This is a genomic window from Brevundimonas mediterranea (assembly GCF_014196125.1).
Lineage (GTDB): Bacteria > Pseudomonadota > Alphaproteobacteria > Caulobacterales > Caulobacteraceae > Brevundimonas > Brevundimonas mediterranea.
This window is the reverse complement of record NZ_JACIDA010000001.1, coordinates 1-16,006: the sequence shown is the minus strand read 5'-3', so window position 1 is coordinate 16,006 and position 16,006 is coordinate 1. Positions and strand designations below refer to the sequence as shown.

Below are 16,006 nucleotides of genomic sequence, written 5' to 3'. Positions count from 1 at the left end.
CGGCCGCCCTGCAAGGCCGTCCCCCGGCGTCGAAAGACGCCGAGCGGACGGCCTTATGTGGCATTATGATATTGAAAAATATACGTATTTTCTCTTGACTCCAGGTTGCTAACGGCGCTGTAAGTAGGTCGCCCCTAGCGGGTGAACACACGCACAACGGGTCCACATTAAGGACCATTCAAAGGGAGGACTATCATGATCAAGACGCTTTCCATCGCCGCCGCGGCGCTCGCTTCCGTCGCTCTGGCTTCCCCCAGCTTCGCCCAATCCTTCTCGCCCAGCTCGGGCAGCGTATCGGGATCAGGTTCGGTCGTCCTGTCTCAGACGACCGTCGTAACCTGCAATGTGTCCATCACCGCAAGCCCGCTGAGCGCGACCAGCGCGCCCATTCCGACCCGCAGCATCACGCCCGGCAGCGCCCTCTGCTTCGCCGTCGGACCCTACGGATCCTGGAGCGCCGCCGTGGTGCCGGGATCGACCACCTCGATCTCCCTGACCATCGGCGCCAACACCGTGGCCAACGACCCCTGCTACGGCACTGTCGTCGCCGCCTGGAACAATGCGACCAGCACGGCCACCTTCAGCAACAATGTGCTGCCGCCCGTAAACGCCGGCGGTCGCAGCTGCACGATCCGCAGCGGCTCGATCCGCATTCCAGGCCTGCAGATCCTTTAAGCCCGGCGCTCCCCTGGATCCCAAACCTGAAAAACCTCGCCGGGCGTCTCTGACGCCCGGCCCTTTTCGCTTTCCCCCTCGGCGAGGCGAGCTGGATCGTCATGCCGTGATCGAGGTCGCGTATTTCATGGGACTTACGATCCAGGACGGGGGTTGATCGTCCGTGCTGGCCCTTCTCGCTCTCATCCCCGTCCAGGAAGCGCCGCCCGCTTCGCCTTCGCCCGCCCAGTTGGAAGAGGTCGAAGTGGTCGGGCGACGCGGTGCGGCCAGGGTCGCGCCAGAGCAGGAGCTTGGGCCCGAAGAAATCGACAACCTCGGCGCCTACGACATAGGCGAGGTGATCGCTCGCCTCAGCGAACGTCTGGGCTTCCAGCAACCGCCCGTTGTGATCGTAAACGGCCGCCCGGTCGTGGACGCCCGAAACTTCACGGGCTTCCCGCCCGACGCCCTGGTCCGCGTCGAAGCCCTGCCACCGCAGGCGGGCGCCCTCTACGGCGGCGATCCTGGGCGGCGGGTCGTCAACATCGTTCTGGAGCCCGAGTTCAGAAGCCGTGACGCTCTGGCGAAGGCGTCCCGGCCGACAGCCGGTGGAACGACGACCCTCTCGCTTGACGCACGCCAATCAGAAATCCAGGGTTCCTCGACCTTCCAGATGGGCCTTCAGGGCGCGAGGACCACGCCGCTCTGGGCGGACGAGCGGCCAGGCTATGGTCGAGACCACCCGGGCGGCGGCGGAAACACGCTCCGCCCGCAGGCGCAAACGGCCTCGGTGAACCTATCGGCGACCGGAACCCTGTCAGACTGGTCGACCTCGTTCAGCGCAAGTCTGCAGACCCGGCAGGACCGCTTCGTCTCAAGTTCGGTCGCAACGGCGGACAGAGCGGAAACCCGACAGGAAACAGACGCCCTGACCATGGCCGGGGGCCTGGCGGGGCGCGCCCTGGGATGGTCGGTGAGATGGGGGCTCGATGGTCTGGTCTCGGAAGGCCGGCAAACGGGCGCGACGGATGTGACGGCCCGCACGGTGTCGGCCGTCGCGAAGCTCTCGGCCGACCGGACCCTGATCGACCTGCCGGCCGGCCCCGCCCAGATGACGGTCGATACGCAGTATCTTCGCTCCAGGTCCGACATCAGGGCCGCCGGCGTAACCGCAACCCCCTCGTCTCGCGCGCTCGAGCTCCGATCCGGCCTGACCCTGCCGGTCACGTCCTCGCAGTCAGACGGGGACGGGCCCCGGCGGTTGCTGGGCGACCTAGCGCTCAATCTGGGCGGCCGCCTGAGACTGTTCGACGAGGCCGACGCCCAGGGGACGGGGCTGAACGCCGGCGTCTCCTGGTCGCCGTCCGGGAGAATCCGTCTGGGCGCGCAGTTCGCTCAGGCGACCGATGCGCCCACCCGTGAACAGCGGTTCGACCCGATCCGCTATGGGCCGCCGCGCACATTCTATGACTTCCGCCGCGGCGAAGCCGTCGAGATCCAGCCGATTCTCGGCGGCGCTCCGGACCTTCAGGCCCAAGAGACGCAAACCCTGTCCCTCTCGGGATCGACAGGTCCCTTCGGCGCTTGGGGTCTTCAGGCCAGTGTCGATCTTCAGAACACGCGGGCGACGAATGCGATCGGGGCCCTTCCCGCCCTGACGCCGGCGACCGAGACGGCCTTTCCGGACCGTATCCTGCGCGACGCCTCAGGCCGCCTGACGGGCATCGACCAGCGGCCGATCAATCTCAAAGCGATCTCGTCCCAAACCCTCTCGTCGGGCCTGACCGCTAATATTCCGCTCGGGAGCGGGACGCCGGGGGCGTCCAGGCGGGGCTCCGTCCAGGTCGCCTTCAACCACACCTGGCGGCTGGAGGATCGCATCACGATAGACGAAGCCCTGCCCCGCCTTGATCAACTCGCCGGAGACGGCGGCGGCCTGTCGCGTCATCAGTTGGCGTTGCGGCTCGACGGACGATACGCGCGATGGGGTTTGAACCTTGCGGCGACCTGGCGAAGCGGCGCGCGCCTTCGTCGCGATCTGGGGCAGGACGGCCCTGACGATCTGCTTCTGTCGCCCCTGACCCTGATCGGCTTCACCCTCAGCACCGTCCTGTCGCCGCCCAGGAGCGAGGCCTCGGACACGGGGCCGCGCCGTCGCACTCAGGGCTTGCGGCTGGAACTGGAGGTGGAAAACCTCTTCGACGCGCGGCCGACCGCGACCCTGGGGGATGGTCGCCCGGCGCCGGCCTATGGTCGCGACGATCAGGACCCCCTGGGTCGCGTCATTCGCCTCAGCCTCAGCCGACGCTTCTGAGCCTCGAGCAGCCCATCCTGCCTGGGTTTGAGCCGTCGGGGGCTGCCACGTGGCTTCCACGGCGGATGTTCGAGGCGTCGGATTCCGGCTTGCAAACAGCCGCTGAGCGGTTTGCTCAGCGGCTTTTTTGGGCGCGAGAGGGCGATCGGACCGATACCTCACACCCCGTTTGCGTTTTTCAGCCTAATATCAACACCTCGTCAAAATGGACCTTCGTGAAGCTGGACGGTTCCAAGGCCACCGGCCCCCTCCCGGCTTTCCCCAATCCCCTCCTGGATACGTTCGTCGCACAACAACGCGTCCTCGGGATGGATCGGATGGACAACCTCCTGACACGCAACACCTCGCCACACGCGACTTCGGCCCCGCGGATGATCGGCAAATGATGCTGATCTGTGCGATGCGTTTCCCATAACGCCGGGCGGGCCTGCTGGAGGAAATTCGGGTCGCCGTGCGTCTAAATCAGTAGACGGGGAATGGAGATAGACGATGTTCAACCGAATTTGCGCTGCGATTGTGATCGCGAGCGCCCTGCTTGGGGGACCGGCAGCCGCTCAGACCGATCATATTACCTCACCGCATGAGGCGTTTGGACATGACGTCGGCGATGACTATCAACTGATCAACTACCGGCAGTTCGAAGCCTATCTTCACACCCTCGCCAGCCAGTCGGATCGTATGAAGCTGATGGAGATCGGCAAGACGACCGAGGGGCGCACCCAGTATGTCGCCGCAGTCTCATCGCCAGCGAACATCGCCCGCCTGGATCACTACCGCGATATCGCGCGGCGCCTGGCCAAGGCTGAGGGCGTCGATGAGGCCGAGGCGCGGGCCCTGGCGGCCGAGGGCAAGGCCGTGGTCTGGATCGATGGCGGCCTTCACGCGACGGAGACCGTGCCGCCCCAGGCCCTGATCGCCGCCGTCCATGAATGGGTGACGGCCCAGGATCCGGAGGCCCTGCGGGTGCTGGACGACGTGATCATCCTGTTTGCGCCGCTGAATCCGGACGGCTGGGACCTGGTTTCCGACTGGTACATGCGCGAGAGCGACCCGGAGAAGCGTGAGTTCGCCAGCTTGCCGCGCCTGTATCAGGCCTATGTCGGCCACGACAACAACCGCGACTACTATCTGTCTGCGATGACGGAGACGACCAACGTCAACCGCATGTTGTTCCGGGAGTGGTTCCCCCAGATCGTCTACAACCACCATCAGCCGGCGCCGGCGGGGACGGTCGTGTTCATGCCGCCGTTCCGTGACCCCTTCAACTATAACTATGATCCCCTGGCGATGACCGCCCTGTCGGAGGTCGCCGCCGCCATGCACAACCGGCTGGTGGTCGAAGGCAAGCCCGGGGCGACCATGCGCAGCGGCGCCCGTTATTCCACCTGGAACAACGGCATGGAGCGGTCGATCACCTATTTTCACAATTCAATCGGCCTGCTGACGGAAATCACCGGCCACCCCACCCCGAGTCGCATCGCCCTGGTTCCGGACAACCAGCTGCCCCGCAACGACCTGCCAGCTCCGATCGCGCCGCAGACCTGGCGTTTCCGACAGTCGATCGACTATTCGCTCTCGATCAACCGGGCGGTGCTCGATTATGCGTCGCGCAACCGCGACCGGCTGCTGTTCAATATCTGGCGCATGGGGTCGAACGCCATTGCAAGGGGCGAGACCGACAGCTGGCGCGTCACGCCGACCCGCATCGAAGCCTTGAAGGCTGCGTCCAGTCAGACCGGGCGCACGGTCGACCCGGCTCTGTACGACAAGGTGTTGCACGACCCCGCGCAGCGCGATCCGCGCGCTTATGTGATCCCGGCGGACCAGGCCGACCTGCCGACCGCGATCGCCTTCCTCAACAGCCTGATCAAGACCGGCGTGGACGTCGATCGCGCCGCCCGCGACTTCTCCATCGCCGGAGCGTCCTATCCGGCCGGGTCTTTCGTCGTGCGGACGAACCAGGCCTATCGGCCGCATGTGCTGGACATGTTCGAGCCGCAGGACCATCCGCACGACCTGCAGTATCCCGGCGGTCCCCCCGCCCTGCCCTATGACGCCACCGGCTATACGCTCGCGCTGCAGATGGGGGTGAAGTTCGACCGTATTCTCGATGCGTTCGAGGCGCCTCTGGAGCCTGTGCCCGATCTCATTACCGTCCCGGTTGGTCAGGTTCGAGGACAGGGCAAGGCGGGGTTCATCATCGACCATGCGGCGATCAACAGCTTCATCCTGACCAATCGCCTGCTGAAGGCGGGGCAGCCGGTCTTTTGGCAGAAGGCCGAGGTGCGTGTCGGCGCCCGCACCCTCGCGCCGGGCGCCTTGTGGATACCGGCAAGCGACGTGTCCCGCGCCCTCGTCGAACAGGCGGTCGCCGAACTCGGCCTGAACGCCGAGGCCGTGGCGCGCGCGCCGGGCGGAGACGCCATGGCGCTGAAGCCTGTGCGGATCGGGCTGGTGGATCGTTACGGCGGCTCCATGTCGGCCGGCTGGACCCGCTGGTTGCTGGAGCAGTTCGAGTTTCCTTTTGAGGTCGTCTACCCGCAGCGTCTCGACGCCGGGGATTTGAAGAAGGATTTCGACGTCCTTGTCTTCGCGCCCGATCTACTGCCCGGCGACTTCCCGAATGGGACCGGGCGTGGTCAGCCCGATCCTGAGACGATTCCGGAGGCCTATCGTCCGTGGCTGGGCAGTATCACGCAGGAACACACTCTTCCGCAGTTGAGCACCTTCGCCGAGGCAGGGGGTACGATCGTCACCGCTGGTTCGGCCGACAAACTGGCGCTGGCCTTGGGCGCGCTGATCGACGACCTCCTATCGACGGGGAATGGAGGGCGTCGCACGCCCCTGCCCTCCACCGAGTTCTTCATCCCCGGCGCGCTTCTGGCGTTGGACGTCGATCCCGCCGACCCGCTGGCCTATGGCCTCCCGGCCCGACTGAATGTCTTTTTCGACGAGAACGCCGCCTTCACGGCGCGGGGGGACGCGCGAGTCGCCGCCCGCTATCCCTCGCCTGCCGTGGTGACCAGCGGATGGGCCATAGGTCCGGAGAAGCTGGCCGGCGCCGCCGCCGTAGTGGATGCGCCAATGGGCCAGGGGCGGATGATCATCCTGGCGCCGGACGTCATCAATCGCGCCCAGGCCCGCGCCTCGGTCCGCCTGTTGTTCAACGCCCTGTTCTACGGCCCGGCCGCCGCGCCGGGATCCTGAAACGAAAGAGGGCGTCGGCCTTGCGGCCGACGCCCTCTCCTCGCTTTGATCTGAAGTCAGCGGGGCGCCAGCTGAACTTCGAAGAAGCGATCGACCCGAGTGCGAACGTCCTGGGTGGCGGTTGCGTTGGCGGCGACCGACTGCCGGCTGCGGCTGGGATCGTCGAAGCCGTGGGCCGCGTCCGGATAGAGGGTCAGATTCACCGGAGCGCCCGCCGCCTGCGCGCGATCAACCAGCGTCCGGCAGCTCTCGGGCGACACCTCCTGATCGGCTGTGCCCATGAAGACTTCGACGGGCGCATAGGTCTTGTAGGCTTGTCGGAACCGGCCCTGCAGGCCGCAGCCCGGGTATAGGGCGACACCCGCCCGGAAACCGATCCGCCGCATGTCGCCGGGCTTGTCGTCGGCCAAAGCCGACAGGACGGTGCTGGCGCCGTTGGAAAAGCCCATCAGGCCGACACGATCGTCCGCCACGCCGTCCACACCGCGCAGGAACCGCAGCGCGCCATAGGCGTCCAGCGGTCGTATCGTCACCTCATTGACCTCTGGCGGCCGCGAACTGTAGGTCCCCGCTGCAAAACCGGTCGGATAGCCCCGCGGCCCGAAGCTATCGACCACCAGGACGTAATAGCCACGGTCAGTCCAGTAGTCGGCCCAGAACTTAAGCCGTAGCGTCAGGTTCTGGGCCTCATAGACTCCGTCGGCCAGGGACGAATAGACGCCGCCCCGACCGTGCATCAGCACCACGGCCGGGGCTCCGCCTTCCGGCGTCGGCCCCGCAGGCCGAAACAGATAGCCGACCAGTTCGGTGCGCGGCTCGTCCATGCTGCGAAACACGATCCGCTCGCCGACGGTCTGTTCGGTCGCCGGCGGCGTCGCTGCGTCCTGTCGGGCAGAGGCCGGCGTGGATGCGGCCACAATCGCCGCGACGGCGGTCGCCATCATCAGCCCTTTCATCGTCCTGTTCTCCATGAAGACGGATTTGTGATTCCATTCAGGGCATGATCGCCGCCGAATCCGGTCGGCGGGGATCCGCCGCGCCCATCAGCATGCCGTCGCCGATCAGAATCGATTGGCTGCTGCCGATCGTCTGACCGACCACGACCTTGTGGCCCAAGGCCTCGAGGAGTCGGATCGTGTCACGGTTCAGACCTGACTCGACCTGAAGATCGCCGGTCGCCCCGTCCTGATGGACGCGGGGCGTCGTCGTGGCCTCGGCCAGGTTCATCCCGTGATCGACGGTGTTTACGATCAACTGAAACAGGCTGTTGGGAATGGTCGACCCGCCGGGCGTGCCTGTGACCAGCCAGGGGCGACCATCCTGGAACACGATGGTCGGGGCCATGGTCGAGATCATCCGCTTGCCTGGCTCCATCCCGTTCGCCGTCACGGGACGCCCATCCGCACGCATGCGCCGGTTGAAGTTCTTCATCTGGTCGTTCAGCAGAAAGCCCGCCCCATCGACCACAGCGCCGGAACCGAACGAGGAACCCAGGGTGTAGGTGTTGGAGACCGCGTTTCCCTCGCTGTCCACGACGGAGAAATGGGTGGTGTCGATCCCTTCGACCTCCCAGGGATCGCCGGGGACCAGGCTTGGGGCTGGCAGGAGGCTGTCGGTGGAAATCAGGCTGGAACGGCGATCAGCATAGGCCTGGGACGTCAGCTGGGCCGTCGGAAGGGTGCTGAAGTCGGGGTCGCCGATGTAACGGGTGCGATCCAGCTGGGCCAGCTTCATCGCCTCGGACATGACATGCAGACTGGCGGCGGTGTCCGCCCCCATGGCCTTCAGATCGAAGCGTTCGACAAGGTTGAGCAGCTCCAGCAACATTACGCCGCCGGCGCTGGAGGGCGGCATGGTGACGACGCGGTGGCCGCGATACTCGGTCTCGATCGGCGCCCGCTCGATCGGTTGGTAGCGCGCCAGATCCTCGTGCGTGATCAGCCCGCCGTGCGCCTGCATCGAGGCCACGATCCGATCCGCCACCGCGCCCCTGTAGAAGGCGTCGGCGCCGTCGCGCTGGATCTCGCCCAGGGTCCAGGCCAGATCGCTCTGGACCAGGGTGTCGCCCGGTCGCCAGGGGGCTCCGCCGGTTTGGAGGAAGATGCCACGCCCGGCTTCCCAATGGCCGAGAACGTCTTTGGACCAGGACAGGGCGTAGGCCGAGTCATGGCTCAGCGTCACGCCATCGGCCGCAAGCTTCCGCGCCGGCTCAATCAGTTCGGCCCAAGGCAGTCGCCCCCAACGCGCATGGGCATGCGCCAGTCCGGCCACGGAGCCCGGCACCCCGGACGCGCGATAGCCATAGCGCGCATCGCGTGGCTCCTGGTCATAAAGGGCGGGTTTGGCCGCCAGAGGCGCGACCGAACGATAGTCGAGCGCATAGGTCCGGCCCTCGGCCGCCACATAGACCAGCATAAAGCCGTCGCCCCCGAGGTTCCCGGCGCGCGGCAGGGTGACGGCCAGCGCAAACCCCGTCGCCACCGCCGCATCGACCGCATTGCCGCCCCTGGCGAGTATGTCGGCGCCGACCCGGCTGGCGATGTCGTTCTGGCTGACGACCAGACCGGTGGTCGAGATCACCGGATGGTGGACCGACTCATAGTTCAGGAGCGCCTCAGGCTGCTCCTGCGCCTGAACGCAAGGTGCGAGGGCCAATAGGGCCGCGAGAAACGCCGGCAGAAGGGAGTAGAGACGGCTCATTCCAACGGTCTTTCCTGGTAGATTACGAGGTCCAGCTCCCCTTCCATACGGGCCACGGCGACGGCCACGGCCAGGTCACTGGTGCAGTTCGGCACGGTGCGGATCATATCCAGCGGTCGGTCGAACGGCAGGATGAAGCCGACGATCAAAGCCGTTTGCTCGGGCCCTAGCCCAATCACGGAAAGAACCGCCGCCAGCAGAAACAGCGAGGCTGACGGCACAGGCGCGGCGCCCAGGGCCACGAGGGCCGTCACTGCGACTATGGCAAGATAGTCGGCCGGCCCCAGGGCGACGCCGAACACCTGAGCGGAAAAGGCGGCCAGCAGGCCGACATAGAGGGCGGTTCCATCCATGCTGAGCGTCACCCCCAGCGGCAGCACCGTCGAGGCTATGGCCGGACTGACGCCGAGATTCCGCTGCGCCACCCTCAGCGCCACGGGCAGGGTCGCCGCACTGGACGATGTCGAAAAGGCCACCGCCACGGCGTCAACGATGTCGCGGTAGAACGGCAAGACCGGGACACGCGCGATCAGCCGAAGAACGGCGCCGTGGACGATGAAGGTCTGAATCGCGGCGCCTAGGAGCACGCAGCAGGACAGCCGCAACACGCTGACGAAGGCCGATGGTCCGCTGGTTCCCATCACCCAGGCGATCAGAGCGAAGACGCCGAACGGCGCCAGTTCCATCACGAACTGAACAACCCGCAGCAGAACGGCGGAACCCGACTCCAGAACCCTCCGCAAGGGCCGCCCCTCCTCGCCCGTCACCAGCAACGCGCCGCCGATCAGCAGAGCGAAGAAGATGACGGCGAGGACGTCTCCCTCCGCCATGGCCGCGATGGGGTTCAGAGGCACGATGTTCGTCAGGATGGCGGGCAGGTCTTGCGCCTCGGCCAGGGGCGCGGGGACGACCCCGTCGAGATCGATGCCGGCGCCCGGCTGCACAAGGGCGCCGACTCCCAGCCCGATGGCCGCGCCGATCAGCATCAAGCCGAAATATAGGAGCATGGTCTTGAGACCGGCCGACCCCAGCCGCGCCGGATCGGACATGGCGGACACGCCGGCGGCGACGGTGACGAAGACGAGCGGGGTCACCAGCATACGGATGAGGCGAACGAAAAGATCGCCGATCCATTTCAGGTCCTGGGCGCGTTCACCCAGCACCACGCCTGCGAACGCGCCGAGCGCCAGACCCATCAGTATCCTTCGCCACAGCGGCGTGGCGAACCACAGGCGCGCGGCAAGTCGAACCGGTCGGAACAAACCCGCCGAAGGCGCAAGCGAAGACATGTCGATTTCCTGGAAGGCTCGGGCGAGGCGAACACTCGCCCGAGCTCTGTCCTCAGAAGGACTTGCGGATGCTGGCGTACCACCAGCGGCCACGATTGGAGTGGACGCTTCCCGAATAGCCGAAGCGATCGTCCGCCAACGGCGGATCTTCATCGAAGATGTTCCTCGCTCCCACCCGCAGGCGCGCCCCGCCCGCCGGACCGTCCTTGTCGAACTCATATTGGAAGTAAAGATTGTGGGTCAGCCACTCCTTGATGACCCAGGGTATTTCGGTGTTGACGTATGTGGCGCTGGTGTCGTCGAACTCGGAGACATAGCTGGAATACCAGCCTGACGTCCAAGGCCCGAGGCTCCATGTTACCGAGGCCGTCATCTTCCATTCCGGGCGGCCGTTACGGCCGATCAGGTCTTCCACTCCGCTGATGGAGACACCGGAAATGACCCCGGCCGCCAGAGCGTCCAGCAGCGTCTGATGCTGTTCGCTGGGTTCCTGGTAGAGTTTCAGCTTCTGGCTGGCGTTCAAGCTGATACGCCAGTCGCCCGTCGGCGTGTTCCGCACACTGTAGAAAACTCTGAAATCCAGACCTTCCGACTCGCGCGGCTGAAGGTTCATGTAGTCGTCCTTGATCGACGCCAAGGTTCCGACGGGGGCCAGTCGCGCCGCCGCCGCATCAGCGATCTGCTGGGCGTCCGGCTCCGCGCGGATGACGTTCGGGTTCGAACTGCCGATCTGGCGCAGATAATAGTCCATGATCAGCTGGTTCGTGCCGCCGAAAATCCCCACTAGGTTCTCCTGACGGATCTTCCAGTAATCGACGGTGAAGGTCAGGTCGCCGAAACGATCATCCCAGAGCTTGGGTTCGAACACGACACCGACGCTCAGGTTTTCAGAGTCCTCCGCCTTCAAATCCTTATTGCCGGCGCGGCGCTCGATCCGGCTTTCGCTGGTGCAGTAGTCGTTGCTGGTCGTCAGGGTGGGAATGGCGCCGATAGCCAGTTGAACGGCGCAGGCGGCGTAGTCGCGGCGAGCGTTGGACCGCTCGAAATCCGGCTGGTGCAGTTGCAGCAGATTGGGCGCGCGGAAACCCTGGGACCAGGCGCTGCGGAACATCAGCCAATCGTTTGGCCGATAGGCCAGGGCGACCTTCGGCGCGGCGACGGTGCCGAACAGGGAATACTGCTCGACCCGGCCGGCCAGTTGAACGTCGATCGACTGGACCCAGGGAATCTTCATCTCGGGCGAGACCACTGGAATGGCCGCCTCAAGGAAGGCGGAATAGACGTTCCGCGCTCCATGGCTGTCAGGCGTATAGGTCACGCCCATGACGTCGCTCATGGAGACGCCGCCCGCCAGGTCCGTGAAGGTGATGGTTCCATCCAGACGCGGGTCGCGATCTTCGGCGAAAGTCTCCCGCCGCGCCTCGACCCCACCCGCCATACCGACATCGCCGCCAGGCAGACGGAAGAGATCGGCTTTCGAGACCTTGAAATCCCACTGCATCAGCTCGGTCTCGGCCTCGCGGTAGACCTTGACCAGCATCGTATCAATGGTCGCCTGGTTGTTCAGGCCGAACGCGCCGTCCTTAGGGCTGGTCAGATCACCGCCGACGAAGGGATTATAGGCGTCGGGCGTCGTCCTGTTGATAGCCGCCTGGAGCCCGGTCATGCTGATGCCGTCCATCTGGTCGGTGACCTTGGCCTTGCTGTACAGGACCGCGGATTCCCAGTCGAAGCCGCGCCATTGCCCGCGCAGACCGCCCAGATAGCGGGTGGTGATGTTCTCGACCTCGATCGTGCGATAGCCCAGGTCGGAGAAGCGGAAGTCCTGAACCTCCACGGCCGCTCCGCCCGCGGGGAAGGCGGCGGTTCCGGTGCCCGTCGTCAAGCCCGGCAGGCGCGCCGTCACCCCGACCGCCCCCAGGGGGTTCCAATAGGCCGTCGGCGACATCAGAACGCGCTGAATCGTCTCAAGCGGCGTGTCCTGTTGCCGCTGCGACCAAGTCTCGCCCCAGTAGTAGCCCAACTCGCCGAAGACCTCGACGCCGTTGTCGAACCGGTGATTGACGAAGCTGAACAGATTGGCGCGATCCACAGCCGAGCTGATGGTCCGCATCGTGTCGAGGTCGTAGCGAAGGTTGGCGTCCTCGGTCGTCGTCGCCAAAGTCGAGTTGTCGAAACAGGTGCCCGCGACGAAGCCGTTCGCCAGACATCCCGGATTGGTGCTGGGTTGAACATGGAAGGTTCCGGCCGTGGAGGTCAGCGTCTGGCCGTTGACCCGCGTCGTCGCGGCCGCGGGCTTGTAGGTGGTGGGATTCAACCGAACGCCCTCGGACCAGGCGGTGATCGTGCTGTAGGTTCCGTAGTCCAGGCCGGATGCTCGACCGCCGAAGCGCGCCACACGGCCCTCCACCGTCGCATAGTCCCGCTCCCAGATGTAGAGCGGGTCTCGCGTCAGATAGCCGCCCATGATCGAGACGTTGGTCTTGCCGTCGTTGAAGTCCTTGCCAGCCTGAAAATCGAAGGAATATTCCTCCATCCCGCCTTCGTCGCGGCCAATCGCGCCCTGGGCGGTGAAGCCTTCGAAATTGTCGCGCAGAACATTGTTGACCACCCCGGCGACGGCGTCGGTGCCGTAAAGCGCGGCGGCGCCGTCCGCCAGAACCTCGACCCGACGCAGGCCGAAGGTAGGAATGGCGTTGGTGTTGACGGTCTGCACCGGCACATAGTTTTCGATCTGCGTGCCGGGATGCGGAACCAGCCTGCGACCATTCAGCAGAACCAACGTATTGCCCGTCCCGATCGAACGCAGGTCGATCGACGCCACATCGCCCCGCGCATTATTGATGCCGCCGTTGTCGCTGTCCGCCTCGTTGAAGCCGACGTCGCCCATCTGGGCGATAGAGCGATAGAGATCGTCGCCGTCGGTGGCGCCGATCGCATCCAGATCAGACTGATCGACGACGGTGACCGGCAAGGCCTCGTTTATGCGCGTACCCCTGATGCGGCTGCCGACGACCACAACCTCCTGGACCTCGGCCGCGCGGCTGTCGCCTGCGCTCCGCTTCTGCAGGATGATGGTCGATCCCTCGTGCGAGGCGATGTAGAGATCGGTGCCCTCCAGCAGTCGGCTGACCGCGTCTTCGATGTCCATTTGGCCCGAGACCGCAGGCCCGACCCGGCCGGAAAGGTGGCCGGTTGGGGCTGAAATTGTCACGCCCGCTTGGCGCGCCAGTTCCGGAATGGCTTGCGCCAACGGCTGAGCCGCCACGTTGAACTGTCTATCCTGAGCCGCCGCTCCGTGGGCCGCCGCGACAAGCACTCCCCCAGCCACGCTCGCCGCCAACAATCGCTTCCACGACACCATGAGATCCCCCGATCCGTTGTCTATGTTTCCCCCGGCGCACCGGACATAGACAAGACGGGTAGTGGAACGGGAATCCTCCAGCGTCCGGAAAATATTTAACCGTAACCGAGCAAAATTCGGCTCGTGCTGATTTCTGCGCGCAGATTCAGGCTGCGCGCCGCCGCTCGCGCAAAGGCCGCCGGATCGTTTGCTTCAAACAGGCCAGTGATTTTCATTTCCGCCACATTTCGATCCGCGAGTTCGATCGGGACTTCGCTGAACCGGGCGAATTCAGCGGCGGCCGCCTGCAGGCTTTCGTCGTGGAATTCGATCTTCCCATCACGCCAGGCGAGAAGTCGGTCGCCTTGGCGCGCGTCTATGGAACGACGGCTTGAAACATCGTTTCCGCCGAGGCTGATCAATTGGTTGGCGGTCAGGATCTGCGCCTGCTCCTGCCCCACCCGCATATGGACCGAGCCCGCAAGCGCAGCCACTTGAAGCGGAGACTGATTCAAGCGCTTCAACAGGAAGGACCCATCGTAGGTCGTAAGCACGACGCCGGCCGCTCGCATGACGAAAGGCCGGACCGGATCGACGGCCACCTCGAACAGGGCTTCCCCGTACATCAGCACCACTTCGCGGACGGAGCGGGTATAGCGAACGCTGACACGTGAAAGGGTGTTGAGCGTGACCACGCTGCCGTCGTCCAGGGCGACCGACCGGACTTCGCCGCGCACCGTATCCAGCCGCTGAGAGCGTCGCCAGTAGGCCGCAGCCAATCCTGTGCCGCTCAACATCGCCACGGCGACTCCGGCCGCCAGCAGAGATCGCCGCGCCATCACGGGTTGCTCTGAAACGGCGCCGCCGCGCAGGGCGGACGCCTGTTTGGAATGAAGCGCTATGGCGCGGGCGCGGGCGAAGGCGCCCAAACGACGCGGATCCTCCGCCGCCCACGCGTCGAATTCACGCTGATCCGCAAGTGAAAACGCGCCATGATCAAGCCGCGCGGCCCACATGGCCGCGCGACGATCGATTTCTTCAGCCGTTTCCGTCCCTGCCATCCGCCCTTCGTCCGATCCGCACGTTCCGCAACCTTGACGCATCTGGAGCATCATATCCTCCATCGGCATAGGCGGCCATCAGTAGGACGAAGGCCTTGGCGATGTGCTTTTCGACGGTGCTTTCAGGGAATCCCGTCTCCTGGGCAATCTGTTTCTGCGAGCGCCCCTCTACCCGGCTCAGGATGAAGACACGACGCGTCTTATCAGGAAGGCGGTCGATCATTTTCGCCAGAAGCCGAAGTTCGTTGCGGCCCACGACTTCATCTTCTGGCGTCACCGCATCTGCGGCCATCTGAAGTCTGTCGATATCTGCGACGGCGTCGAGCGGCACCACGCTCCTTCGTCTTAAGCGATCGACTGCAGCGGACTGCGCCGTGCGAAAAAGATAAGCGCGCACGTTACGGATGGAGCCGACATCCGCGACACCGATCAATTTCGCGTAGGTTTCCTGCACAATATCATCAACGTCGGCTGGCGAAGCCCCCCGGCGCAACCATGCGCGCAGCGCAGGCTCATGTGGCATCACGCTTCGCGCAAGCCAGAGCGCTATGTCGTCTGAAACCCCCATGGGCACAGAGACTGGCACGCGCCTTCAGAAGGCAGCAAGCCCGCGTTCTCTGAAATCAGCCACACCGAGAAGACGGGCTCCTTTTTTCGGGCGCCGTCGCGCACTTGTCACAATACCGGCGGCCCCCTGGAACGCCGGCCTCCGTTCACAGACTGTCAGTACATGACGCACCGGCCTAGCCGCGGGTCAAAGAACAACCCGCTGTTCCATTATGAGAGGCGGCGGATGTGCTGGGAAAGGATTTGGAGATAGCTGGCGAGAAGTTGAGCAAGCGCGTGGTGAACCGTCTGGAGGGCCAGCGCCAAGGACTACGTTGTCCTCGACGGCGAACTGCCGGGGTTCGGGGTTCGGGGTTCGAGTGATGACGAAGGGCAAGCGGTTCTATCTAGCCAATATCGCCAGCACGGCCGCTCGTGACGGATGGCGCCGGGCCAGCACGGGGAGGTCAAGGCGGAGATCGCCCGTCGTGGGGCCAACCGCACCCTAGGCGCCGTGCGCAACGCACGATATCGCGGTCAGCGAGGGCAAGTCGCTTGCGCCGGCATGTTCCCGTTTGTGTCCGTCATCAAAGTCTCCACGCCCCGTGACAGGCTTAGAATTGGCTTTCGGCACGGCAGCCGCCGGCGACGAGCAGCCTCCCTGAATCGTGATCCAAACACCCCTCTGCGCCTGGGTTTTCGCGCCGGGTGCTTCCACGAGGCTTCCACGGTGGATTTGAGGTGCGGAATTTGGGCAAAGAAAAACCCGCTATCCTATTGGAATAGCGGGCTAAATCTTGGGTGCGGGAGTAGGATTTGAACCTACGACCTTCAGGTTATGAGCCTGACGAGCTACCGGGCTGCTCCATCCCGCGGCAAGCGGTAGTCGAGA

The 16,006-nt window shown here is 65.0% G+C and carries 9 protein-coding genes and 1 tRNA gene; 3 read left to right on the top strand and 7 right to left on the bottom strand.

Annotated elements, in window-relative coordinates; all coding sequences use genetic code 11:
- Positions 1–195: 195 nt before the first annotated feature.
- The 3 genes from GGR11_RS00050 to GGR11_RS00040 all read left to right on the top strand — a co-directional run bounded on the left by GGR11_RS00050 (position 196) and on the right by GGR11_RS00040 (position 6,175).
- A complete protein-coding gene (locus GGR11_RS00050; RefSeq protein WP_008260144.1) occupies positions 196–675 on the top strand; it encodes a hypothetical protein in 480 nt (159 codons plus the stop codon).
- A 163-nt stretch (positions 676–838) separates the two neighbouring features.
- On the top strand, positions 839–2,968 hold the full coding sequence (locus GGR11_RS00045; RefSeq protein WP_183194774.1) for a TonB-dependent receptor: 2,130 nt from the start codon (positions 839–841) through the stop codon (positions 2,966–2,968).
- A 489-nt stretch (positions 2,969–3,457) separates the two neighbouring features.
- On the top strand, positions 3,458–6,175 hold the full coding sequence (locus GGR11_RS00040; protein WP_183194773.1) for a M14 family metallopeptidase: 2,718 nt from the start codon (positions 3,458–3,460) through the stop codon (positions 6,173–6,175).
- A 56-nt stretch (positions 6,176–6,231) separates the two neighbouring features.
- Here the strand turns inward: GGR11_RS00040 and GGR11_RS00035 are convergent, their stop codons facing one another.
- The 7 genes from GGR11_RS00035 to GGR11_RS00005 all read right to left on the bottom strand — a co-directional run bounded on the left by GGR11_RS00035 (position 6,232) and on the right by GGR11_RS00005 (position 15,989).
- Positions 6,232–7,131, bottom strand: a complete 900-nt coding sequence (locus tag GGR11_RS00035) for a dienelactone hydrolase family protein (RefSeq protein ID WP_183194772.1) — start codon at positions 7,129–7,131, stop codon at positions 6,232–6,234.
- A 37-nt stretch (positions 7,132–7,168) separates the two neighbouring features.
- Positions 7,169–8,875, bottom strand: coding sequence for a gamma-glutamyltransferase (gene ggt / locus GGR11_RS00030; protein WP_183194771.1), 1,707 nt, complete (start codon positions 8,873–8,875; stop codon positions 7,169–7,171).
- The gene (locus tag GGR11_RS00025; protein WP_183194770.1) at positions 8,872–10,164 is read right to left on the bottom strand and encodes a dicarboxylate/amino acid:cation symporter; all 1,293 of its coding nucleotides are present in this window, start codon (positions 10,162–10,164) and stop codon (positions 8,872–8,874) included. Before GGR11_RS00025 ends, ggt begins: the two co-directional genes overlap by 4 nt.
- Positions 10,165–10,216: 52 nt before the next feature.
- Complete coding sequence (locus GGR11_RS00020) at positions 10,217–13,315, bottom strand: TonB-dependent receptor domain-containing protein (protein WP_183194769.1); 3,099 nt, start codon at positions 13,313–13,315, stop codon at positions 10,217–10,219.
- Between the two features lie 308 nt (positions 13,316–13,623).
- On the bottom strand, positions 13,624–14,568 hold the full coding sequence (locus GGR11_RS00015; protein WP_246331630.1) for a FecR family protein: 945 nt from the start codon (positions 14,566–14,568) through the stop codon (positions 13,624–13,626).
- Positions 14,546–15,091: an RNA polymerase sigma factor gene (locus tag GGR11_RS00010; RefSeq protein WP_183194767.1), complete on the bottom strand. Its 546-nt coding sequence runs from the start codon at positions 15,089–15,091 to the stop codon at positions 14,546–14,548. The genes GGR11_RS00015 and GGR11_RS00010 overlap by 23 nt, the downstream gene beginning before the upstream one ends.
- A gap of 821 nt (positions 15,092–15,912) precedes the next feature.
- Positions 15,913–15,989: transfer RNA gene (locus GGR11_RS00005), tRNA-Met, on the bottom strand.
- Between the last annotated feature and the right edge of the window lie 17 nt (positions 15,990–16,006).

What these genes read in the sequence shown, in the direction of transcription:
- GGR11_RS00035 (WP_183194772.1), bottom strand. Translation starts at nt 7,131, where the DNA reads ATGAAAGGGCTGATGATGGCGACCGCCGTCGCGGCGATTGTGGCCGCA.
- GGR11_RS00050 (WP_008260144.1), top strand. Translation starts at nt 196, where the DNA reads ATGATCAAGACGCTTTCCATCGCCGCCGCGGCGCTCGCTTCCGTCGCT.
- GGR11_RS00020 (WP_183194769.1), bottom strand. Translation starts at nt 13,315, where the DNA reads ATGGACATCGAAGACGCGGTCAGCCGACTGCTGGAGGGCACCGATCTC.
- GGR11_RS00015 (WP_246331630.1), bottom strand. Translation starts at nt 14,568, where the DNA reads ATGGCAGGGACGGAAACGGCTGAAGAAATCGATCGTCGCGCGGCCATG.
- GGR11_RS00040 (WP_183194773.1), top strand. Translation starts at nt 3,458, where the DNA reads ATGTTCAACCGAATTTGCGCTGCGATTGTGATCGCGAGCGCCCTGCTT.
- GGR11_RS00010 (WP_183194767.1), bottom strand. Translation starts at nt 15,091, where the DNA reads ATGCCACATGAGCCTGCGCTGCGCGCATGGTTGCGCCGGGGGGCTTCG.
- GGR11_RS00025 (WP_183194770.1), bottom strand. Translation starts at nt 10,164, where the DNA reads ATGTCTTCGCTTGCGCCTTCGGCGGGTTTGTTCCGACCGGTTCGACTT.
- ggt (WP_183194771.1), bottom strand. Translation starts at nt 8,875, where the DNA reads ATGAGCCGTCTCTACTCCCTTCTGCCGGCGTTTCTCGCGGCCCTATTG.